Genomic DNA, 22,653 nt, shown 5'->3' on the forward strand with positions numbered 1-22,653 from the left:
ATGGGACCGCTGACAGGTATGCGCGTGGTAGAACTGGCTCACATCATGTCCGGGCCGGTGTGCGGGATGATGCTGGCCGACATGGGTGCCGACGTGGTGAAGGTTGAGAAAGTGCCCGACGGTGACGACTCGCGGCGCTTCTCGCCGATCATGGCCAGCGGCGAGTCCGCCTCGTTCATGGTGGTCAACCGCAACAAACGCGGCATTGGCTTGAACCTGAAGACCGACGGCGGCCGCGATGTGTTGCGCCGGCTGTTGCTGGATGCCGATGTGGTCACGGAAAACTACCGCGCCGGCACCATGGAAAAATTCGGCCTGGGTTATGACACCCTGAAAACCATCAACCCGGGCCTGATCTACTGCGCCATCTCCGGCTACGGCCGCAGCGGCCCGTTTGGCGAGAAAGGTGGCTTCGACCTGATCGCCCAAGGCATGAGCGGCATGATGAGCATGACCGGTGAAGCCGGGCGTGAACCAGTCAAGGCCGGCTCGCCGGTGGCGGACATCAACTCCGGCATCCTCGCTGCTCTAGGCATCTGCGCCGCCTACGCCGCGAAGCAGAAAACCGGTCTTGGACAAATGGTCGACACCTCGCTGTTCGAGGCTGGCCTGCAACAGATGTACTGGCCGGCAGCGGCGTTTTTCGCCGACGGCACCATCCTGCCGAAAATGGGTTCGGCCAACTCCACCAGCGCGCCGTACCAGGTGTTCCGCACCGCCGATGGCTGGATCAACATCGGCGCCGCCAACCAGGCCAACTACGAGCGTCTGGTCGAAGCCCTGGCCGTGCCGCAACTCAAAGCCGACCCGCGCTTCGCCAGCAACGCCTTGCGCATGGAACATCGCCTGGCCCTGGTGGACATCCTCAACGAAGTGCTGGTGGCGCGCACTACCGATGAATGGATGGTGTTGTTCGACAGCCTCGGCCTGCCCGCCGGACCGGTGCTGGACATCGCCGCCGCCCTCGCCCACCCGCAAACCATCGCGCGCGGCATGGTGGTGGAAACCGAACACCCCACCGAAGGCCGGGTGCGCGGCATGGGCCTGCCGATTCACTTCTCCGACATGGACAACGCCGCGCCACCGACTAGCCGCCATGCGCCGCTGCTGGGTGAGCACACCCGCGAGGTGCTGAAGGAAAGCGGTTATGCGGACGCTGAAATCGATGAGCTGATCAAAAGCAAAGCCGTGGTGGCACTGGCCTGACACAACGCCCCTGTGAGCGCGGTTTTTCAGAACAACTACAAAAACAATAAGGTGAACATCATGAGCCGTATCTTGACCGAGGCCGTTAGCCGCCGATCATTTCTGCAATCTGCCGGCATCACCGTCGGTGGCGCCTTCGCCGCCAACCTGCTGCCTTCCAGCGTTTTCGCCGCGACCAAACCCATCGTGTTGCGCTACACCAGCAGCTTGCCCGACACCCATCCGCTGAACAAACAGATGAAGGCCGCGTCCGAAGCGATCAAGGCTGAAACCAACGGTGCTGTGGACTTGCAGGTGTACGCCAACGGCGCCATGGGCGGCGACACCGACATGCTGTCCCAGGTGCGCGCCGGGGCCATCGATTTCATTCCATTGCCCGGGGCGATTCTCTCGACCCTGGTGCCGGCCATGTCCATCGAAAGCATGCCGTTCGCGTTCAAGGACTACGACAGTGTCTGGGCTGCGCTGGACGGCAAACTCGGCGAGTACGTGCGGGCCAAGACCGAGAAGGTCGGCCTGATCCCGATGGAAAAAGTCTGGAACAACGGATTCCGCCAGATCACCAGTTCGACCCGCCCGATCAACACGCCGCAAGACCTCGCCGGCTTCAAGTTGCGGGTGCTGGTCAGCCCGTTGTGGACTTCCATGTTCAGCGCCCTGGGCGCCTCCCCTACCGGCATCAGCATCAACGAAACCTATTCGGCGCTGCAGACCAAAGTGGTCGACGGCCAGGAAAACCCGTTGGTGGTGGTCGAGTCCGCACGCTTCTATGAAGTGCAGAAGTACTGCTCGATGACCGACCACATCTGGGGCGGTTTCTGGATCGTCGCCTCGGGCAAGACCTTCCCCAAACTGCCGGCGGACGTGCAGGAAATCGTGTCTCGGCAGATCAACGCCGCCGCGCTGGTGCAGCGTCAGCAAGTCATCGACCTCAACTCCAGCCTGGAACCGTCCCTGACCGCCCATGGCATCACCTTCAACAAAGTCGACCGTTCATTGTTCAGGACCGACCTGCAATCGAAAGGCTTCTACACCCAATGGAAAGAAAAGTACGGCACCGAAGCCTGGAGCTTGCTCGAGCAGTACGCGGGTCAATTGTCCTAAGCCGGAGACCGGGTCATGAAAAACGAACTACGAATGACGGACGTTTCCCCTGCTGACGGACGCAGCCCACGGCAAACCACTTTGCGCCTCGGCCGCGCCCTGGACACCGGCCTGCGCTGGCTGACCGAGGGCAGCGCGGCGTTGCTGGTGGTGGTCGAAGTCACCCTGCTGTTCTGCAACGTGTTCTCCCGATATGTGCTGAATCAGCCGATTGTCTGGGGCGATGAACTGGCCTCGCTGCTGTTCCTGTGGCTGGCGATGCTCGGTTCGGTGGTGGCGATGCGGCGCGGCGAACACATGCGCCTCACCTCGTTTATCGGGCGTTTGCCTGCGGAGAAACGCGCCTTTATCGACACTTTGGGCGCGGTGATCGTTATCGCGTTTATCGGGCTGCTGTTCACCCCGGCCTGGGAGTACGTCAGCGACGAGTGGATCATCACCACCGCCGCCCTGGAAATCCCCAACGCCTTCCGCGTGTCTGCCATTGCGGTCGGCCTGAGCCTGATGTTGATGACCTGCGTCGCGCGCCTGCTGACCAGCGCCCGGCTGATCGACTTCACGGTGTCGGTGGCGATGCTGGCCTCCATGGCGGCGTTGTTATGGGGCAGCGAAGGCCTGCTGTTGCTGATGGGCAACTGGAACCTGATCGTGTTCTTCATGATCGGGGTGATGGCGATGATCATCATCGGCGTGCCGATTATGGTCGCGTTCGGCCTGGCCACCGTGGCGTACCTGTCGACCATGACCGCCACGCCGCTGACCCTGGTAGTTGGGCGCATGGACGAAGGCATGGCGAGCCTGATTCTGCTGGCGATTCCGCTGTTCGTGTTTTTGGGCGCGTTGATCGAAGCCATGGGCATGGCCCGGGCGATGATCCGTTTCCTGTGCTCGCTGATCGGCCATGTGCGCGGCGGCTTGTCGTATGTGCTGATTGGTGCCATCTACCTGATTTCCGGCATTTCCGGGTCCAAGGCCGCCGACATGGCCGCCATCGCCCCGGCGTTGTTTCCGGAAATGAAGAAACGCGGCGAGGACGAAAACGAACTGGTAGCGATGCTCAATGCCTCCGGTGCGATGTCGGAAACCATTCCCCCAAGCCTGGTACTGATCACCATCGGCTCGGTGACCGGGGTGTCGATTTCGGCCCTGTTCACCGGAGGGTTCATGCCGGCAGTGGTGGGCGCCATCGCGATGGCGGCGGTGATCTGGTGGAAAAACCGCAAGGGCGAAGCCTCCACCGGCAAACGCGCCTCAGCCAAGGAAATCGGGCATTCACTGCTGGTGGCTTTACCGGCCCTGGCCCTGCCCTTCGTGATTCGCACCGCGGTGGTCGAAGGCGTGGCCACGGCCACCGAAGTGGCGGCGATTGGCGTGGCCTACACCTTTATCGTCGGGTTGCTGTGCTATCGCTGCTTTGACTGGCGCCGCCTCTATCCGATCCTGGTCAGCACCGCCTCCTTGTCCGGCGCGATTCTGATCATTATCGGCAGCGCCACCGCCATGGCCTGGGCGCTGACCCAATCGGGCTTTTCCCATCAACTGGCGCAAGTGATGTCGACGGTGCCCGGGGGTGCGATGGGCTTCCTGATCATCTCGGCGGTGGCCTTCATTCTGCTGGGCAGCTTCCTCGAAGGCATTCCGGCCATTGTGTTGTTCGGGCCGTTGCTGTTTCCCATCTCCAAGACCATGGGCATCAACGACGTGCATTACGCGATGGTCGCGATCTTTGCCATGGGCCTGGGCTTGTTCGCGCCGCCGTTTGGCGTCGGTTTCTACGCGGCGTGCGCCATCGCCAAGGTCGACCCCAGTGGCGCCATGCGCCGGGTCTGGCCGTACCTCGGCGCACTGGTCGTGGCCCTCGGCGTACTGATTGCCGTGCCGTGGATTTCCATCGGTTTCCTGCCCAACATCTGATCACTCCTTTGATAGCCCGAGGTTGCTTATGAATTTCTCAACGCTGGAAGCAGGTACCACCACCGAGCGCCGCCTGACCGTCGATCAGCAACGCACCATTTCGTTTTTGGGTGAGGATCTGCGCATCTACGCCACACCACGATTGGTCGACGACATCGAACAGACCTGCCTCGATTACTTGCTGACCTTCCTCAATGAAGGTGAAAACACCGTCGGTGCGGCGGTCGATATCCGTCATGTCGGGGCCACGCTGCAGGGTATGTCGGTCAGCATCGTCGCCACGGTCACCCGCATCGAAGGGCGCAGTGTGACCTTCAACGTCGAGGTACGTGACGAGGTCGAACTGGTGGCCACGGCAGCGCATACCCGCGTGGTGGTGAACGTCGCGAAGCTGCGCAGCCGTGTGCAATCCAAGGCCGAGGCTGCCGCCGCTGGCGAAGTCGAAGACGGCCTGCTCAACCGTTCCCAATTCGCCGCGTCGCGCTGAGCAAGGGCTGCCGTCATGATCACGCTGCATGAACGCAATGGCCTGCCCAACCTGGCACTCGAGGACGCCTTGCCGATTGTTGATGCCCACCATCACCTGTGGGACCTCGGCAACGGGCGCTATCCGTGGTTGCAGGACGAGTATCACGAGGAATTTTTTCTCGGTGACTATCACAGCCTGTGCCGGGATTTTTTGCCGGAACACTTCCTGGCCCTGACGCAAAACCAGCGCTTGGTCGGCACGGTACACGTCGAGGCCGAACGGGCTCGGGATGAGCAAGTCGCCGAAACCCTTTGGCTGGAACAGGTGAACGCACGCTTCGGTTTCCCGAACGCCATCGTCGCCCATGCCTGGTTTGATCGCGACGACAGCGCCGAGATACTTGCGGCCCAGGCGACCCGGCCATTGGTTCGGGGGATTCGCTCGAAACCGGTGACGTCGGTTTCACCGCTGGAGTCAGTGGCCGGGGCCAAGGGCACCATGCAAGACCCAAAATGGCTGGAAGGCTTTTCGCGCCTGGCCGAACACGGTTTGTCCTGGGATTTGCGTGTGCCGCCGTGGCACCTGGCCGAGGCTGCGGAAGTGGCGGCGATGTTTCCCCGGATTCAGATCGCCTTGAACCACACGGGTTTCGCCTGGGATCGCAGCCCGTCGGGTATGGCGCGCTGGCGCAAAGGCCTGGAGGCACTGGCCTTGCAACCCAACGTGCATATCAAGCTGTCGGAATTCGGCCTCAAGGATTCGCACTGGAATTACGACGACAACCGAGTGGTGGTGCTGGCCGCCCTGGAGATCTTCGGCTCCGAGCGTTGCATGTTCGCCAGCAACTTTCCGGTCGCCGGGTTGCGCGCGTCCTACGACACGATTGCCGATGGCATGGCCGGGATGCTCGCGCCGCTGGGGCGTGCGGTGCAGGAAGCGGTTTTCGCCGGCAATGCGCAGCGCTTCTATCACCTGGAGCCACAGCATGGATAACTGGCGCGAACGCTTTCTGGCCAGCGGCGACGACGCGGATTTACCCATCGTCGACGCCCACCAGCATTACTTCGATATCGAGGCCCATTACTACCCGTGGCTGAACGACCGGCCATTGCGCCCATTCCGTTACGGCGATTACTCGTCGATCTGCCGCACCTTTTTGCCCGAGGACTATAAGCGGCTGACGGGCCGGCATCGCATCGTGCAGACCGTGGTGATCGAGGGTGAATGGGACCCGGCGACACCGGCCGACGAAGTGCGTTTTATCGAGTCCCTGACGGAGCACGAACCGACCTTGGCGGCCATGGTCGGCCAGGCCTGGCTGGATCGCGAGGACGCACCTGAGCTGCTGCGCCTGTACCGCGAACATCCGCTGGTCCGCGGCGTGCGCCACAAACCAACGGTCACGCGCCGTGAAGAATGGCGCGAAGACTTTTCCGCGCCCGGCTCCATGCGCGATCCGCGCTGGCGCGACGGCTACGCCCGACTGGCGCAAAACGGTCTGCATTTCGAGTTGCAAGCACCGTGGTGGCATCTGCCGGAGGCCGCCGAACTGGCCCGGGACTTTCCCGACGTGACCCTCGTGGTCAATCACACCGCGCTGCCGGCGGATCGCTCGCCGCAAGGTCTGGCCGGCTGGCGCGACAACCTGGCGCTGCTGGCTCGCGAGCCCAACGTCGCGCTAAAGATTTCCGGCATTTGCATCCCAGGCCAGGCCTGGCCCGTGGAAGCCAACCGCGAGGTGGTGAACGACGCGATATCGATTTTCGACGTCAGTCGCTGCGCCTTTGCCAGCAACTACCCGGTCGATGGTGTGGTGAACAGCCTCAGCGAAGTGTTCGACGGTTTCAAAACCATCGTCCGCGACCGTTCCCGCGTTGATCGACTGGCGCTGTTTCATGACAACGCCCGACGTATTTATCAGCTCACTTGATCCCTATTTGAACAGCCCTTGAGGAGCTCCCATGTTTGAAGTTTCAGGCCACAACTACATTGCCGGTGCCCGTTCGGCCAAAGGTTCGAACACCCTGCAAAGCCACGACGCCAGCACCGGCGAAGCGCTGCCGTTCCGGTTCCATCAGGCAACTGTGGAGGAAGTGAATGCGGCCGCAGAAGCGGCGGCCACGGCTTACCCGGTTTTCCGTAACCTGTCGGCCGCCCGCCGTGCCGATTTCCTTGACGCCATCGCCACAGAACTCGACGCGTTGGACGAGTCATTTATCGCCCTCGTCTGCCGCGAAACCGCCCTTCCCGCCGGGCGCATTCAGGGTGAGCGCGCCCGCACCAGCGGCCAGATGCGTTTGTTCGCCACGGCGCTGCGTCGGGGCGATTTCTACGGGGCGCGCATCGACCGCGCCCTGCCGGAGCGCAAGCCGCTGCCCCGTCCAGACCTGCGCCAATTCCGCACCGGCCTCGGCCCGGTTGCCGTCTTCGGTGCCAGCAACTTTCCGCTGGCGTTTTCCACGGCGGGTGGTGACACCGCGTCCGCCCTCGCCGCTGGTTGCCCGGTGGTGTTCAAAGCCCACAGTGGCCACATGGCGACCGCCGATTACGTCGCTGACGCCATCACCCGCGCCGCCCGCCAGACCGGCATGCCCGACGGTGTGTTCAGCATGGTCTACGGCAGCGTCGGTGAAGCGCTGGTCAAGCACCCGGCAATTCAAGCTGTCGGGTTTACCGGGTCGTTGCGCGGTGGGCGGGCCTTGTGTGACATGGCGGCGGCACGTCCGCAGCCGATCCCGGTGTTCGCCGAGATGAGCAGCATCAACCCGGTGTTGCTGATGCCTGAAGCGCTAAAAGCACGGGGTGAAAAGATCGCCACCGAACTGGCCGCGTCCGTGGTCCTCGGTGCAGGTCAGTTCTGCACCAATCCCGGTTTGGTGTTGGGCATTCGCTCGCCGGAATTCACCGCGTTTCTTGAACGTTTTGCCGGGCTGATGGGCGAGCAATCTGCGCAAACCATGCTCAATAGCGGCGCGTTGAAAAGCTATTGCCACGGCCTCGACAACCTGCGCGCCCACTCGGGCATCACGCACCTGGCCGGCAACGCACAACAGGGCAATCAGGCGCGGCCGCAGTTGTTCAAGGCGGATGTCAGCCTGTTGATTGACGGTGACGAGTTACTGCAAGAGGAAGTTTTCGGGCCTACCACCATCGTGGTCGAAGTCGCCGATCACGCCGAGTTGCTCCAGGCCCTGCACGGCCTGCGGGGTCAGTTGACCGCCACCCTGATTGTCGAGGATTCGGAACTCACCACCCTCAACGAAGTGTTGGCCCTGCTGGAACAGAAAGTCGGGCGCGTGCTGTTCAACGGTTATCCGACTGGCGTTGAAGTAAGCGATGCCATGGTGCATGGCGGGCCTTACCCCGCGACGTCGGATGCGCGCGGCACCTCGGTGGGAACGCTGGCGATTGATCGTTTCCTGCGGCCGGTGTGCTTCCAGAACTGCCCCGACAGTCTGTTGCCGGACGCCCTGAAAAACTTCAATCCGCTGGGCATCGCCCGGTTGATTGACGGGGTCAGCAGCCGCAACGGGCTGTAAGCCTCAGCGTTACCACCCGCTGTTAGCCATAACTCCCACGCCTGTGAACAACAGGCGTCGGATTCGCTCGTCCAGAAAACCGCTGTACCCCACAACAACAAAAACAGAGGAAGTCCCATGCACGTTCAACTTCACCCGAAACAACGCCTGTGCAAATTAATGTTGGCTGTTACTGCCGCCCTTCTGCTTAACACTGCGGCCACGCAATTGGCCGTTGCCGAGACTTCAACCACTGCGACGCCGCCGCCCATGCAATGTGCCACTGAAACCACCCCGCGCTACACCAAGACCCCCACCGGTTACCTGATGGTGCTGCGCATGGGCGACAACGCCTTCAAGGAGCTGACCAAACTGGCCATCGCCGAGAAGATCCCAAGCGCATCCATCAGCGGCATCGGCTTCGGCAACGTGAAGTTCGGCTTCTGGAACAAGGACAAGAAGGACTTCGACGCCAAAGTTTTCAGCAATGTCGAGATGGCGAGCATCACCGGCTCGATGGCCTGGAAGAACGACCAGCCGTCGATCCACATGCACGGCGTCGCGGGTGATGCCACGTTCCAGGCCTATGGCGGCCATATCCTCGACTTCGACGTGACCACCGGTTCCATGGAAATCACCGTTGTCGTCCACCAGCGTCGTCTGGAGCGCGGGATCGATCCGTGCATCGGCGCCAACGTGTTGGGTATCTGATACGAGTTTCAGGCTCCCGCCGATAGCGGGAGCCACCCTCCTGAATTCGAATTACAAAAAAATAGGGGCGATTGAGATGAGCAACAAGAACACGGTGGTTACCCTAGCGCTGGGCGCCCTTGCACTGAGCACCCAGGCGCAGGCTGACTTTCTGAGCGACAGCAAGGCCACGTTGGGCCTGCGTAATTTCTACTTCAACAACGACAACCGCGACGGCACTGCCACGCCGTCGAAAACCGAAGAATGGGCCCAGGGCTTTATGCTCGACTTCAAGTCGGGCTACACCAACGGCGTGGTGGGTTTTGGCATCGATGCCCTGGGCCTGACGGGGATCACCCTGGACAGCGGCAAAGGCCGGCATGTCGGCGGTTCGATGATTCCGTCGGACAGTGACGGCAGCGCGGTCGATTCGTGGAGCCGGTTGGGGTTGACCGGCAAGGTCAAGGTCTCGAAGACCGAACTGCGCCTCGGCACACTGATGCCGAAGCTGCCGATCCTGGTGTCCAACGACGGCCGCCTGCTGCCCCAGACTTTCGAAGGTGGGCAGATCACGTCGGGCGAGTTCAAGGACCTGACCTTTACCGGTGGCCGGATCGAACATGCGACGGGCCGAGGCTCCAGCGACCAGACCGGATTGGCCGCCGTCGGCGGCACCCGTGAAAGCAACGCGTTCGACTTCGCCGGTGGCGACTGGAAAGTCACCAAAGACCTGACGGCGCAGTATTACTACGCCAACCTCGACGACTACTACACTCAGCAGTTTTTCGGCCTGATACACACCCTGACGATCTCGGACAACCAATCCCTGAAAACCGACCTGCGCTACTTCAAGACCAACTCGTCCGGCGCCAACAGCTCCGGTACCTCGGGCTACAAGATCAGCGGCTACACCCGGGATGGCGATGGCGAAATTGACAACAAAACCTGGAGCGCGGCGCTGATCTACTCCCTGGGTGCCCATGCAGTCACAGCGGGTTATCAAAGCGTTTCCAGCGGTAGCGGTTTCACCCAACTCAACCAGGGCGGCCTCGCGGACAAAGGTGCGGGCGGGGTCAGTCTGTACCTGTACACCGATCGCCTGATCCAGACTTTCACTCGCGCTGGCGAACGCACCGCTTTCGGCCAGTATGCGTATGACTTCGCAGGCCTGGGTGTGCCAGGCCTGAAGGCGTCGGTCATGTACCTCAGTGGCGACAACATCAAGACCACGTCCGGTGATAACCAGAAGGAATGGGAGCGGGATATCAGCCTCGACTACGTGCTGCAGTCCGGAGCGCTGAAAGGGGTGGGCTTTGGGTGGCGCAATGGCAAGTCGAACAGCGAGGCATCGCGCAATCAGGATCAGAATCGGTTGATCGTGAGTTACAGCATCCCTTTGCTCTGACATCAATACCACGCTAACGCGCGTTTCGAGGATGCCCTGGTTGCGTTGCCTCAGCGCTGACATCGTGTCAGCGCTTTTCTTCTTTTATTATTTTCGAAGCAATGTCTCGTACCTTGCTTAACTGAAAGTATAAAAAACTTTGGAAGTTGACTCGGCATCAATCCGCCTCAGTTCGCTAGCTTGTCATTGTTCAAATAAAGAGTTCTTGGGCTTTGTCCTTTTTTGATGATGCTCAGCTCGCTTCATGTGGAGCCTGGCTCTAGCGATGCGTTTGTCGTGACGCCCTCCTCCAATCAAAAAACCAACGAGCAGCAATGGGCTGCAAAATTCGCCCCACTTAGCTATCCCCTTGCTTAGCGCCGCCCCATCATTTTGCAGTTCATCTTGCTATCGAAAAATCGGATTTGACCCGTACGCTTCTTAACCACGTTCGGTTTCTTTGTGAATGTATAAATCCACGTTCACGTCAAATATCAGGGAACGGACTGGAAAATCGGACGCTTAACCTGCTCAGCCAACTCGTCAATGAACACCAGAACCCCGAACGTGCGCCCGAGCATGCACGCGGTCAGCATCGCCGATTCGCCACGGCCCACCACTGGTATATCCAGCAGGCGCAGCGCCGTTGATCTTTTTAGCTAACCCACTCCCCAATACCGAGCATCATTGGCAATGACCTCATGCCCGGCAAAAAGCCCGGGCAACTCAGCCTTGAGAAAGTCCACCCAGGTCCTCACCTTGGCATCCAGAAACCGCTTGGAAGGATAGAGTGCATAGACGTTGCGCTCCCTGAGCCGGTGATCGCCCAGTACGCGCAACAAGGTGCCCTCGCGCAGCGAACGGGTGGCGGTGTAGAACGGCAGCAGGCTGATGCCCATCCCGGCCTCCGACGCATTGACCATCGCCTCGGGAACGTTGCTCTGGAAGGTTTTGCCGGGCACCACTGAAACCTCACCCTGCTCGTCACGGAAGACCCACTCATCGCTGTACAACGGATCGATCATGCGCAGGCAGCTATGTTCATTCAGTTGTTCGGGGTGACCGGGCAGGCCCCGACGCGCAATGTACCCGGGCGATGCGCAAGGGATGCTGAAGATGCGCCCTACTGCTTGGGCAACGAATTGTGAATCCGCCAGTTCCTGGGCGATGGAGATCACCACGTCGTGCCCGTCTTCAAGAGGGTCGGGATTGCGTTGTGACAAGGTCAACTCAACCACCACGTCCGGGTAGAGCTCGCAGTAGCGGGCAATGAGTGGCGTCATCAGCACGCCCAACCCGGTCAAACAATGCAGACGTAACCGGCCATTGGGTTCCAGGTGAGCGCCACGCGCTTCTGCGGTGGCCTCGGCCATGTCGTCCAGTATTTGCCGCGCCCGCAACAGGAAGCGTTCGCCGGCTTCGGTGAGGCTCAAACGGCGGGTGGTGCGCTGCAGCAGACGTGCCTGCACATGCTGCTCAAGATCCGCCACCAGTCGAGACACCTGCGCCGTGGAAAAGTCCAGCGCCTGTGCAGCCGTGGTAAAGCTGCCTGCGTCGGCCACACGCACAAATACCCGCAGGCTGTTAAGCAGGTCCATGAACCCTCCAGTGGTAACGACTGTTGCATCTTATGTAACGCTGCATCATGTACAGACCTCTTTATCCCTATCAGCAGAAGAATAGAATTGACTCATCGAAACACCACGGAGCAAAAACCATGAAGACCTTGTTGAGCGTACTGTTGGCCCTGACCACCACCGCCGTTATGGCCGCCGAAAGCAACCCGACCGCAACTCCTCCATCCCTGGATATCGCGAAAGTCATCTCGGTAACCGATACCTCAACTGCGTGCGATGTCGTACCGGCGACCATGGTTTACATCGACCATCAGGGTGAAAGTCACACGTTGACCTACCGGGTGATGGGCAGTTGCTCGGGCGTTTGAGAGGTCGAAACGGCAGGTTGTTCAGACCGCTATCCGGGTTGCCTGCAGTGCCAACTCATGCAAACTGGCCAACCGTTGCATGACGCGCTCGACCACTTCCAGCCTGGCCACCGCGCCACTGCGTAACTCCCCCATCGACTGCAACGCGACCTCCGCCTTATCCAGGCCCAAACGCGTCGAATCGGTAAGCTGTTCAAGGCCCTGACGGGCATCCTGTGCCGATTTTTCCAGGCCTGTGGCGATCTGCCGGATCTGCGCACTGGAGTCCGCTGCCTGGCGCGACAGATTGCGCACCTCGTCTGCCACCACAGCAAAACCCCGGCCATGATCACCGGCCCGTGCGGCCTCGATCGCGGCATTGAGCGCCAGCAGGTTGGTCTGCCGAGCGATGTCCTGGATGCTGCCGACAATCGCACCGATGCGAATCGACTGGCTGCCCAGCTCATCGAACACCTGATCCAGGCGCTGCAGATACTGATCCAGATCCCCCAGCACGGCAGCCGAAGACTGCATGCTCACGGCACTGGCCTGTACCCGTTCGCCCGCGCCACGCGCCAGCTGGTTGGCAAAACGCATGTCGTCTTCGGTTTGTTGCACCACTCTCGTCAAGTGTTCAAGTGCCACCTTTACCTCGGCGCCCGGCCAAGCGGGCTCGACCACCGGCAACGACGGTAGCGGGACCGGCGCACTGGACACCACGGGATCCGGCTCCCGTTGCACGAGCACTTCGACTACCCGTATTGGCTGACGCTGAAAAAGCACCGCCGCTGCCAGCAGCAACAGGTTGATGATGCCGGCATACATCAGGTGCATGCCGTTGCCGAAAGCGAGCAGCACAACTGCGCCGCCCGCTGTAACCAGGGCCAATCGTGCCCAGACTCTATTGCTCATACTCGCCTCACTCACAGCAACGTCCAGGTGTAGCTCAGGATCAGCCGGTTCTCATCGATATCGGTGCGGTAATTGGAGCGCGCCATGGCATTGCGCACCCGGATGCCAAGCCCCGCGAAGGTGCCGCTCTGCACGACGTAACCGAGGTCCAGGTCGCGCTCGCGGTCCTTGCCTTCGAAGCCCTTGCCGGTGTCGACGTTGTTGCCGGTGATGTAGCGCACGGTGCTGGTCAGCCCCGGCACGCCGAGGGCGGCGAAGTCGTAGTCGTAGCGCGCCTGCCAGGATCGCTCGTCGGTGGAGGCGAATTCATAGGTCGGCACTTCGTTGCCCAGCGGCGAGATGTTGGCAAATACCCGAGGGAACGCGCTTTCACCGTACATGCCCTGGTAGCCGACGTAGAAGGTATGGCCGCCGTACTTGGCCGACAGCAGGGAGAAGAACGCCTGGTTGTCGATATTGCCCAACAGCTTCTTGCCATCCTCCTTCGCGTCGAAATAGCCAAGGTTGGCGCCCAGGGTCCAACTGCCCAGGGGCTGGCTGTGTTTCAGCCCCAGGAAGCCTTGCTGGTAGATGTCTTCCAGTTGCCCGTACCAGGCACTGACGCTGGTGTGTTTGTCGTTAAAGACGTAATCGCCGCCACCGTAGTTGAACGCGTCACTGCTGGCCTGGCGCTGGGGCACGTAGCTGAGCATCGCCTGCATCTTCTCGTCGCCGGCCTCGTTGCGCAGGTGAGTGGAACTCAGATGGCCACCTTGCAACGTCAGGCCATTGATCTCGGCGGAAGTGAAGCTCGCCCCTTGGTAACTGGGCGGCAGCAGGCGGATGTCACTGAAAACCAGCACTGGCACGTTTGGTTGTAGCTCGCCGACGCGCAGTTCGGTCTTCGAGTAGCGCAGCTTTAGCGTGCCTTCCAGGCGGCTGTACTCATCGGCCGCGCGGCCATCGCTCTGTACCGGCAACAGGCCGGTGTTGACCCGGTCCGGGCTGCTGTCGAGCTTGAGCCCGAGCAGGCCGATGACATCGACGCCAACGCCGATAGGCCCTTGGGTGTAACCGGACTTGGCGTTGAGGATAAAGCCCTGGGCCCACTCCTCGGCCTTCGACTGCCGGTTAGCGCCGACAATGTCTGAGTAGTCCCGACTGAAGTAGTAATTGCGAGCCTGCAAGGTGGCGGTGGCATCCTCGATAAAACCGCCCTGCGCGGCCATCAATTGGCTGGAACACCCCAAGGCGACAGCCATGGACAATAGCGTACGAGTTGCATGAATGGTTGACTTCATCGGTGTGCTCTTATTGTTGTTATGAAAAGGTAAGGCGTGGCGGATACAGGTCAGCGCGCCACCTCCCGGGCGCTGCTGGAAGTGGCATGGGGCGGCCGCCGCGCACCCGACAGCAGGTGCGCGGTCATGCCGAAAATCAGTCCCCAGAACGCGGCGGACAGCCCGAACAGCGACATGCCCGAGGCGGTGGTGAGGAACGTCACCAGCGCCGCTTCGCGGTCATTGGGCACAGCCATCGCGTTGGCCAGGGCGCCGGCAATGGCAGCGAACAGGGCCAGTCCCGCCAGGGCGGCGATCAGCTCTTTTGGGAAGGCGGCGAACAACGACACCAGGGTCGCCCCGAAGATGCCTAGTACCAGGTAGCAGAAACCGCCGACCACACCGGCGACATAGCGTTTGCCCGGATCTTCATGGGCCTCGCGGCCCGTGCAGATGGCGGCAGTGATCGCCGCCAGGTTGAGGCCGTGGCAGCCAAACGGCGCCAACAACACCGTGCCCAGCGCACTACAGGCAATGATCGGTCTGGCCGGCGTGGCGTAACCCGAGGCGCGCAACACCGCCATGCCCGGCACGAACTGCCCGGTCAGCGCCACCATCACCAGTGGCAAGCCAACGTTCAAGGTTGCTCCCAGGCTGAACTGCGGGGTGACCCAAACCGGCGTCGCCAGGCCGATCACCAGGGCTTCGCGGTGCAATTGGCCGGTGAGCATGGCGATGGCACAGCCCACCACCAGTACCGCCATCACCGCGTAACGCGGCAGCAGTCGTTTGCACACCAGGTAGGTGGCGAACATCGCCAGCACCAACCCGGGCTGGCCTTGCAATGACACGAACAAGCCAGTGCCGAAACGCAACAGAATCCCCGCCAGCATCGCCGCTGCGATGGCTCCGGGCAGCTTGCCGATAACGCGGTCGAAGGCGCCCGAAATGCCGACCAGAAAGATCATCAGACTGCTCAGCAAGTAGGCACCGACGGCCTCGTTCATCGAGATGCCCGGCAGCAACGCCACCAGCAACGCCGAGCCCGGTGCCGACCAGGCAATGATGATCGGCACGCGGTAACGCAGGCTCAGGCCGATGCCCAGCAGCGCACTGCCAATGGAGATCGCCCAGACCCAGGACGACAACAGCTCGCGAGACAGGTGCGCGGCGTCCGCCGCCTGGAAAATGATCACCAGTGGGCCCGCATACGAGATCACCGTGGCAATAAAGCCCGCAACCGCAGCGGACAGCGAAAAGTCACGCATCAAGCCTTTCATCAAACAGCTCCTTGCGCACTCAAGCCTTGGCCGCCGACAGCGGCGCGGTCACGTTGGAGGCGTTTCGCTGGCTGCTGATGGCATATAGGGTCATGGCGAGGGCGGCCACCGCACCCGGCAAGGCGAACGCCATGAAATTGAGTTGCAGCGGCAAATTGATTCCCAGCAATGCGCCGCCTAACAGCGGGCCGACAATGGCACCGTTACGGCCGATCCCCGACGCCCAGCCAAGCCCGGTGGAACGAATGGCCATGGAATAGAACTGCGCGGCACAGGCATACAGCAGGATTTGCGAACCGATGGTGGTGGCGCCGGCGATGGCGATCAGCAGGTACAACACCGGGGTCGGGCTCTTGAAGCCAAGCAAGGTGATCGACACCGCGGCAATCGCGAAGAACACCGCCAGCACCCTTGGCAGGTTGAGCTTGTCGCCCAATACGCCCCCACCCACCGCACCGAAAATCGCGCCGAAGTTCAACGCCAGCAGGAAGGACAAACTTGAGCCCAGGCTGTAACCGGCGTTGGCCATGAGTTTCGGCAGCCAGGAACTCAAGGCGTAGACCATCAACAGGCAGCAGAAAAACGCCAGCCAAAGCATCAGCGTGCGCATGGCGCGGCCTTCGCGGAACAGCTGCAGTACCGGCGTGCCGGTGCCCTTCACTTCCGCCATGTGCAGGGTGTCGCTGGCCTGGGCGACATAGGCCGGGTCAACGCGTAGCAAGACAGCGCGCGCTTGCTCGTTGCGGCCTTGGCGCAGCATGAAACCCACCGATTCCGGCAGGAAATACATGATCAATGGCAGCAGCAACAGCGGCAGCCCCGCGATGTAGAACACCGCCTGCCAACCGAAGCTGGGAATAAGCACGATCCCCAGGCCCGCCGAGAGCATGCCACCCACCGAATAACCGCTGAACATGATGGCGACCAGGGTGCTGCGAATTTTCTTTGGCGCGTACTCGTTCATCAGCGCCACCACATTGGGCATGACGCCGCCGATGCCAAGGCCGGCAATGAACCGGCAGATGCCAAAGGTCGTGGGGCTCGTGGCAAAGCCGTTGAGCACGGTAAAACCGCTGAAGAGCATCACGCAAAGGGTGATGGTTTTCTTGCGCCCGATCTTGTCCGACAGCGGGCCGAAAAACAGCGCACCGAACATCATGCCAAACAGCGCATAACTGCCCAGCGCCCCGGCCTCCAGCGGGCTCAGTCCCCACTCTTTCATCAACGTCGGCAAGACCACCCCGTAGATCACCAGGTCGTAGCCGTCGAAGATGATGATCAGCGCGCACCAGAACAACACCATCCAGTGAAAGCGGTTGAAGCGTGCGTTGTCGATCACCTCGTGTACATCGATTTTTCGCATGACATCGGTCTCTTGTTGTTATTTTTTATTGTTCGTTTGGGCGCTCAGCCGCCTGCTGCAGGCAACGCACGCAACGCGCCACCGATGGCGGCCGCATTGTTACGTGCCATGCACAGGACTGTTACGCAGGATGCAAATGAAGGGTATTGAGACCGGCAGCGGGGCAATATCCGCTCTGCGCAGATCGCTATCCGTTTTGTGCAGAGAGAGATGTCGGAGTGTTGCAGCGGTGGTAGGCGTGACACTATGAAAGCGATTGAATCTTCGTCGCACCGCAAGGACCTGTCCGTACGTGAAACTCCATCAGATCAAAGCGCTGGTCGCCATCCACCAAACCGGAAGCATCAGTGAGGCCTCGCAGATACTGCATGTCACCCAGCCCGCCATCAGCCGCTCAATCAAGGATCTGGAAAGCGAATTGGGCCTGGCTCTGCTGCAGCGTTCCCACAGGGGCATGTCGCTCACCGACGAAGGCCGCCGCATCATTCGCCATGCACAGTTGACGGTCGAGAGCATGCGACGACTGCAACTGGAGGCTGAAAACATCAAGGATATGCAGGTCGGTGAGGTCACCATCGGCGTCACTTCCCTGACCGCCGTGCTCAAGGGGCTGGGAGAATGCGTTGCTGCGTTCCAGGCGAAGAATCCGCGTGTCCGAATCCACCTGGTGGACCTGCGACCCAACCAGATGCTGCAGCGTCTTCGGGACGGCACGCTGGATTTCGCCATTACCTCGCAGCAGCATACGCAAAGACTGAACCTGGATTGGGAAGCGTTGAGCCGCATGCGGGGTCTGGTGGTCTGTCGAAAGAACAATCCTCTCCGCCACTCCCATTCGCTGCGTCAGTTGCAGTTTGCAAACTGGATCAGCCTGGATGCCATCGACGATCACTCGTCGCAGTTCTATCAAATGTTCGAAGACAACGAGATTCCTCCACCGCAGCGGATCACCGAGTGTTCATCGGTATTGTTGGCGCTTGATCTGTTGCACCACGCCGATGCGTTCATGACGCTCAGCGAAGCCGGAATGGAAAACTCACTGCCCAGAGGGCTCAATGAAGACCTGATGCAGGTCAAGATCGAAGAAAGCATCCCCGAGTACCCCATCTACCTGGTCTGCATTGATCGCCACGCTCTGACAACAACGGCCGCAGACCTTTATTACGCCATCAGAAGCGTGCTCTCGAAGACACAGGCAATGGATGCTTCGCGCTAGCGCGCAGTCGGAATCGAGCAACATAAGAAAAATGCAACGATATGCCCAACGGTTAAGTCTGTCCCGGTTGCCTGGGGCCGACCGCCATAACCTCCAGGGCATTGAGCTAAACCCTCCAGCCGCCTCCTGTGCGGCTTGCCTCGACGAATGCGTCGCTGTCGTCAAACGGTGCGTGTGATCGGTAATCGGGCAATATCGCACCGAACTGGCGCCGTCTTTCGTCGGTGCTGCCAGGCATCTTAACCAGCGGTTAATCATCGAAGAAAAGCGCAAGTGCGCAGTGACAGTGTTTGCCGGATATTCAGGCCACAACAAAAACTGTCACAGGAAAAATTGATGACTACCCTGCACGCGCCCCCCCTCCCCGGCATCGCTACTCCATCCGTGATCGGTTCCAGGAAAGCCACCGTCGCCTGCGCCCTAGGCAATGCCCTGGAAATGTATGACTTCACGATTTACAGCTTCTTCGCCGTGGTGATTGCCAGGAACTTCTTCCCCGCTCAGTCGGCAATGGCCTCGCTACTGATGTCGCTGGCCACCTTTGGCGTTGGTTTCCTCATGCGCCCGGTGGGGGCTCTGGTGATTGGTCGCTTTGCCGACCGCCATGGTCGCAAGGCCGCTTTGAGCCTCACGATCAGCTTGATGACATTCGGTACCGCGATGATTGCCTTCGCGCCGTCCTATCAGGCAACAGGCTTGTTCGGCACGTTCCTGCTGGTCGCTGGCCGCCTTACCCAGGGCTTTTCGGCGGGTGGGGAAATAGGCACTGCGTCGGTGTATCTGATGGAGTCCAGTGCTACGGCCAATCGCTGCCGCAATGTCAGTTGGCAGGCCGCCAGCCAGGGCTACGCGGCCATGGTCGGGGCCGGTCTCGGGTTATTGCTCACCAATGCGTTGAGTGTCGAGGACCTTGAAAGCTGGGGCTGGCGCATCCCCTTTGTCCTGGGGCTGCTCATCGGACCGCTGGGCTGGTACATCCGTCGCTGCCTGCCGGAAACTCACGAAGCCGAACCGACCAAGCGCGACGGTCGGTTGCGCGACCACATCGATATGCGTCACACCTTGCTGGCGATCGGCCTGATGGCCAGCGCCACCATCGGCATCTACCTGTTCATTTTCTATATGCCGGCCTACCTGACCGTCACCCTGGGTTACCCGCAACGTAGTGCCTTGGCCATCACCTGCGTGGCAAGTGCCTGCCTGGCGATCATCACGCCGCTGGCCGGGCGCTTTGCCGATCGCCATGGCCTGCGCAAAAAACTGCTGGCCTGGACGATCACCCTGCCCGTGCTGATGGCCTGGCCAGCCTTCTACTTGCTCAGCTTGAGCACCAACTTGTTTGTGGCGATGTTCGTCATCGCGATGCTGGTACTGCCTGGTTGCATCGGTTCGGGCGCCTTCTTCGCCCTGATCATGGAAGCCTTTCCGAAAAATCGCCGCGCACTGGGCACCGCTGTCAGCTACAGCTTCGGCGTCACCTTGTTCGGCGGTTTCTCCCCGTTGATCGCGACATGGCTCACAGGCGCCTTGAATAACCCACAGGCGCCGGCGCTGTACCTGCTCGCAGGCGGCGCCATCAGTCTGGCGTGCCTGGCTGTATTCCCCGAAAACCCTGGTCGGGAGTGACCTGATGAATGCATTGAACCAAACCCAAGCCCGGCCCCTTGCCGAACCGGACCTGGACACGTTTATCCAGCTGCGCAGAGAAATCCACCAGAACCCTGAATTGGGCGCTCACACCCCGCTGACCGCCGAGTTGGTGGCCAGCAAGCTCGAAGACTGGGGCTACGAAGTTCATCGCGGCATCGGTGGCCATGGCGTGGTCGGCGTGCTGCGCCGAGGCGGTGGCACTCGCCGACTGGGCCTGCGTGCCGACATGGATGCCCTGCCGATGCAGGAGAAAAACTGCTTCGCACATGCCAGCCGGATCGAAGGCCGCATGCACGGCTGCGGCCACGACGGCCACACCGCCATCCTGCTGGCTGCCGCATGGCGAATCGCTCAGTCGCCTGACTTTGACGGCACGCTCAACCTGATTTTCCAGCCTGATGAGGAAGGTCTGGGGGGGGCCAAGGCCATGATGGATGACGGCCTTTTCAGACGTTTCCCTTGTGATGCGATCTTTGCCTTGCACAACCTGCCGGGCATTCCCGTGGGGACCGCTGTGGTCCAGGCCGGCCCCACCATGGCCTCTTCGGAACGAGTGAGCCTGTTGATCAAAGGTCGTGGAGGTCACGGCGCAATGCCCGAGCGCGCCATAGATCCGGTACCGGTGCTGGCCAGCCTGATCAACGCAATCCAGACCGTGAAATCGCGCAATCTCTGCGTCGATGAACACGCCGTGATCAGCATTGGCGTGGTCGAGGCTGGCACCGTCTACAACATCATTCCCGACACGGCCTCGATGTTGCTTAGCGTGCGTACCGACACCGAGCAGACCGAACGTAAAATCAATCAGCGCCTGGCGCAGATTGCCCAAGGCCATGAACAGATGTTCGGCGTCGAAATCGAACTTCAGACCACACAACTGGCACCGGCGCTCGTCAATACCGCGGCGCAGACGCAGATGCTTCGCCAAAGCCTGGAGCCGTTATTCAAGCCCGGCCACCTGTTGCCCCACGCGGCGAAGATCATGGCGACTGAAGATTTTGCCTGGATGCTGACCGAAGTTCCCGGTTGTTACTTCTTCCTGGGCAACGGCGAAGGCGAATTTCATGGCTGCTCCGTGCATAACCCTCACTACGACTTCAACGACGAGCTGATTCGCATCGGCTCCGACTGCTGGCTGAAACTGGTGAAGGATTATCTCAACTGATGCCACAGGCTCGGGTTCACAACTTCATCGCTGTTTGATGACTTCCAGGTACCCGAGCCACTAAACCGGCAATCCAATATCTGAACGACCACCATCAGGCCGCCTGCGGCCTGATGGGCAAGTCGGGCTACGCCCTGCCCGCGCAATAACCATACATAACGATGACTCGGCGACTTTTTTCATATCTGCCCTAAAAACAACAACAGGCAAAGTCTATGTATCGCAACGGTAATTTGGCGCTATTCACCGCCGGCTCGCTGGCGGCCGCAATTTCTACTTCCCAGGTCAATGCCCAGGAACAAGGTTTTCTGGAAGACAGTTCACTGACCCTTAATACCCGTCATTGGTACTCACATGAGGTGGGCCACAAAGCCACTTACTTCAAACTGCAAACACCGGACGGGGTACGCAAGTTGCGTGATCGTACCGCTTGGCTGCAAGGCTTCAGACTCGACTTCGTCTCAGGTTTCACCGACGGACCGGTAAAGTTCGGGCTGGATCTTTCGACCTTCTCGGCAGTGGCGCTGGAGCGCAGCCGGACAGCGGCGGCAGGTGGCAGTAATCGAATGCTGGTGGACAAGGACGGCGATGTGGTCGATGACTGGAGCAAACTCGGTATTGCAGCGCTGAAGTTCAAGGTTGCCGAGACGCTGCTCAAGGTGGGCCGGCAGCAAGTCAGGACACCGATGATGTCCTACACCGACACCCGCACCTTGCCTTCAACATTCAATGGGATCTCCCTGGAAAGTCATGACATCGAAGGATTGACGATCAAGTCTGGCTATTTCGACAGGGGCTCGCCGCGTACCGGGGCCGGAAGCGAGGACTTGAGCCCCACTTACGGTTCACGCCTGATCACCAGTGCCTTCAACGCTTACGCCGGGGCCGACTACCTGACTGTCGGTGGCTGGCGCAGCAGCGCCTATGTCTCTCGATTCGATGATATCTGGGATCGTGAGTACCTGGGCCTGGGCAAAAAGTCCGCTTGGGGACCGGTTAATGTCGATGTGCAACTGGATGCCTATAACACCCAGTCGAGTGGTCGTGAAATCGCCGGCAACATCAATCAGCAGGCCTACGGCCTGACGATTACGCCCCGTTGGCGCAACCACACGCTGAAGTTCGGCTTGCAGCAAATCAAGGGTGACGAATATTTCGATTACCCGGCCGAATCCAACGCCATCAGCCTGCCCAATACCATGCTGTCCTTTTACAACGGCCCCAATGAGCGCTCGATCGGGGTGAACTACAGCACTGATTTCGTCGCTTATGGCCTACCTGGACTGACGACTTCGCTCTGGTACATCAAGGGCATGGGCATCGACGGCAGTCACTACAACGGTGGCCCGAACGGCATCTACACCTCGGTACTCAAACAGCAGGGTGAAAGCCACTACGAAGTGGGTACTTATGCCAGCTACACCGTGCAATCGGGCACCTTCAAGAACATTAGCCTGATCGCTAATTACTCCTGGCACCGCGCCAGTGAATATCAACTTGAAGGCAATCTTGAAGAGTTCAGGTTGATCGTCAACGTACCGATCAAGATCTTCTAGGCCAACACGCGGCATGTTGCCGATTAAAGGGCGAAATTGCCGC

18 protein-coding genes and 1 pseudogene are annotated in these 22,653 nt (G+C 60.5%); 14 read left to right on the forward strand and 5 right to left on the reverse strand.

What is annotated here, in order from left to right; all coding sequences use genetic code 11:
- The 9 genes from ACGJAX_RS21795 to ACGJAX_RS21835 all read left to right on the forward strand — a co-directional run bounded on the left by ACGJAX_RS21795 (position 1) and on the right by ACGJAX_RS21835 (position 10,306).
- On the forward strand, positions 1 to 1,206 hold the full coding sequence (locus tag ACGJAX_RS21795; protein WP_090321724.1) for a CaiB/BaiF CoA-transferase family protein: 1,206 nt from the start codon (positions 1 to 3) through the stop codon (positions 1,204 to 1,206).
- Positions 1,207 to 1,266: 60 nt separating this feature from the next.
- Positions 1,267 to 2,310 (forward strand): DctP family TRAP transporter solute-binding subunit, encoded by a 1,044-nt coding sequence (locus ACGJAX_RS21800; protein WP_390956125.1) that lies wholly within the window; start codon positions 1,267 to 1,269, stop codon positions 2,308 to 2,310.
- 15 nt (positions 2,311 to 2,325) lie between these two features.
- Positions 2,326 to 4,224 carry a TRAP transporter large permease subunit gene (locus tag ACGJAX_RS21805; RefSeq protein WP_390956126.1) on the forward strand — a complete coding sequence of 633 codons (1,899 nt, stop codon included), beginning with the start codon at positions 2,326 to 2,328 and terminating at the stop codon, positions 4,222 to 4,224.
- 28 nt (positions 4,225 to 4,252) lie between these two features.
- Complete coding sequence (locus ACGJAX_RS21810) at positions 4,253 to 4,711, forward strand: thioesterase family protein (protein ID WP_090321719.1); 459 nt, start codon at positions 4,253 to 4,255, stop codon at positions 4,709 to 4,711.
- A gap of 15 nt (positions 4,712 to 4,726) precedes the next feature.
- Positions 4,727 to 5,686, forward strand: a complete 960-nt coding sequence (locus tag ACGJAX_RS21815) for an amidohydrolase family protein (RefSeq protein WP_390956127.1) — start codon at positions 4,727 to 4,729, stop codon at positions 5,684 to 5,686.
- Positions 5,679 to 6,623, forward strand: coding sequence for an amidohydrolase family protein (locus ACGJAX_RS21820; RefSeq protein ID WP_390956128.1), 945 nt, complete (start codon positions 5,679 to 5,681; stop codon positions 6,621 to 6,623). The genes ACGJAX_RS21815 and ACGJAX_RS21820 overlap by 8 nt, the downstream gene beginning before the upstream one ends.
- A 31-nt stretch (positions 6,624 to 6,654) precedes the next feature.
- Complete coding sequence (locus ACGJAX_RS21825; protein WP_390956129.1) at positions 6,655 to 8,232, forward strand: aldehyde dehydrogenase family protein; 1,578 nt, start codon at positions 6,655 to 6,657, stop codon at positions 8,230 to 8,232.
- Between the two features lie 117 nt (positions 8,233 to 8,349).
- Entirely contained in the window at positions 8,350 to 8,922 is a 573-nt protein-coding gene (locus tag ACGJAX_RS21830) for a PPC domain-containing DNA-binding protein (RefSeq protein WP_090321707.1), read from the forward strand.
- A gap of 76 nt (positions 8,923 to 8,998) precedes the next feature.
- Positions 8,999 to 10,306 carry an OprD family outer membrane porin gene (locus ACGJAX_RS21835; protein WP_390956130.1) on the forward strand — a complete coding sequence of 436 codons (1,308 nt, stop codon included), beginning with the start codon at positions 8,999 to 9,001 and terminating at the stop codon, positions 10,304 to 10,306.
- A 638-nt stretch (positions 10,307 to 10,944) separates the two neighbouring features.
- Here the strand turns inward: ACGJAX_RS21835 and ACGJAX_RS21840 are convergent.
- Positions 10,945 to 11,883 (reverse strand): LysR substrate-binding domain-containing protein, encoded by a 939-nt coding sequence (locus tag ACGJAX_RS21840; RefSeq protein WP_390956131.1) that lies wholly within the window; start codon positions 11,881 to 11,883, stop codon positions 10,945 to 10,947.
- Between the two features lie 119 nt (positions 11,884 to 12,002).
- On the opposite strand from ACGJAX_RS21840, the gene ACGJAX_RS21845 reads away from it, so the two are divergent.
- Positions 12,003 to 12,230: a DUF2790 domain-containing protein gene (locus ACGJAX_RS21845; RefSeq protein WP_090321697.1), complete on the forward strand. Its 228-nt coding sequence runs from the start codon at positions 12,003 to 12,005 to the stop codon at positions 12,228 to 12,230.
- A 21-nt stretch (positions 12,231 to 12,251) separates the two neighbouring features.
- Here ACGJAX_RS21845 and ACGJAX_RS21850 read toward each other — a convergent pair.
- From ACGJAX_RS21850 to ACGJAX_RS21865, 4 genes and pseudogenes are all read right to left on the reverse strand, one after another.
- Positions 12,252 to 12,653 (reverse strand): annotated as a pseudogene (locus ACGJAX_RS21850) (methyl-accepting chemotaxis protein); the annotation flags it as partial.
- Between the two features lie 479 nt (positions 12,654 to 13,132).
- Complete coding sequence (locus ACGJAX_RS21855; protein ID WP_390956132.1) at positions 13,133 to 14,401, reverse strand: OprD family outer membrane porin; 1,269 nt, start codon at positions 14,399 to 14,401, stop codon at positions 13,133 to 13,135.
- 50 nt (positions 14,402 to 14,451) lie between these two features.
- Positions 14,452 to 15,660, reverse strand: coding sequence for a benzoate/H(+) symporter BenE family transporter (locus tag ACGJAX_RS21860; protein WP_390956134.1), 1,209 nt, complete (start codon positions 15,658 to 15,660; stop codon positions 14,452 to 14,454).
- 19 nt (positions 15,661 to 15,679) lie between these two features.
- A complete protein-coding gene (locus tag ACGJAX_RS21865; protein WP_390956135.1) occupies positions 15,680 to 17,023 on the reverse strand; it encodes an MFS transporter in 1,344 nt (447 codons plus the stop codon).
- A 292-nt stretch (positions 17,024 to 17,315) separates the two neighbouring features.
- Between ACGJAX_RS21865 and ACGJAX_RS21870 the strand changes: the two genes are divergently transcribed.
- The 4 genes from ACGJAX_RS21870 to ACGJAX_RS21885 all read left to right on the forward strand — a co-directional run bounded on the left by ACGJAX_RS21870 (position 17,316) and on the right by ACGJAX_RS21885 (position 22,610).
- Entirely contained in the window at positions 17,316 to 18,239 is a 924-nt protein-coding gene (locus ACGJAX_RS21870) for a LysR family transcriptional regulator (protein WP_390959967.1), read from the forward strand.
- A 336-nt stretch (positions 18,240 to 18,575) separates the two neighbouring features.
- Positions 18,576 to 19,865 carry an MFS transporter gene (locus ACGJAX_RS21875; RefSeq protein ID WP_390956136.1) on the forward strand — a complete coding sequence of 430 codons (1,290 nt, stop codon included), beginning with the start codon at positions 18,576 to 18,578 and terminating at the stop codon, positions 19,863 to 19,865.
- A gap of 4 nt (positions 19,866 to 19,869) precedes the next feature.
- The gene (locus tag ACGJAX_RS21880) at positions 19,870 to 21,054 is read left to right on the forward strand and encodes an amidohydrolase (RefSeq protein WP_390956137.1); all 1,185 of its coding nucleotides are present in this window, start codon (positions 19,870 to 19,872) and stop codon (positions 21,052 to 21,054) included.
- A gap of 215 nt (positions 21,055 to 21,269) precedes the next feature.
- Entirely contained in the window at positions 21,270 to 22,610 is a 1,341-nt protein-coding gene (locus ACGJAX_RS21885; protein ID WP_390956138.1) for an OprD family outer membrane porin, read from the forward strand.
- Positions 22,611 to 22,653: the final 43 nt, after the last annotated feature.

Origin of the sequence: Pseudomonas moorei (assembly GCF_042846945.1) — a bacterium.
Taxonomy (GTDB): domain Bacteria; phylum Pseudomonadota; class Gammaproteobacteria; order Pseudomonadales; family Pseudomonadaceae; genus Aquipseudomonas; species Aquipseudomonas moorei.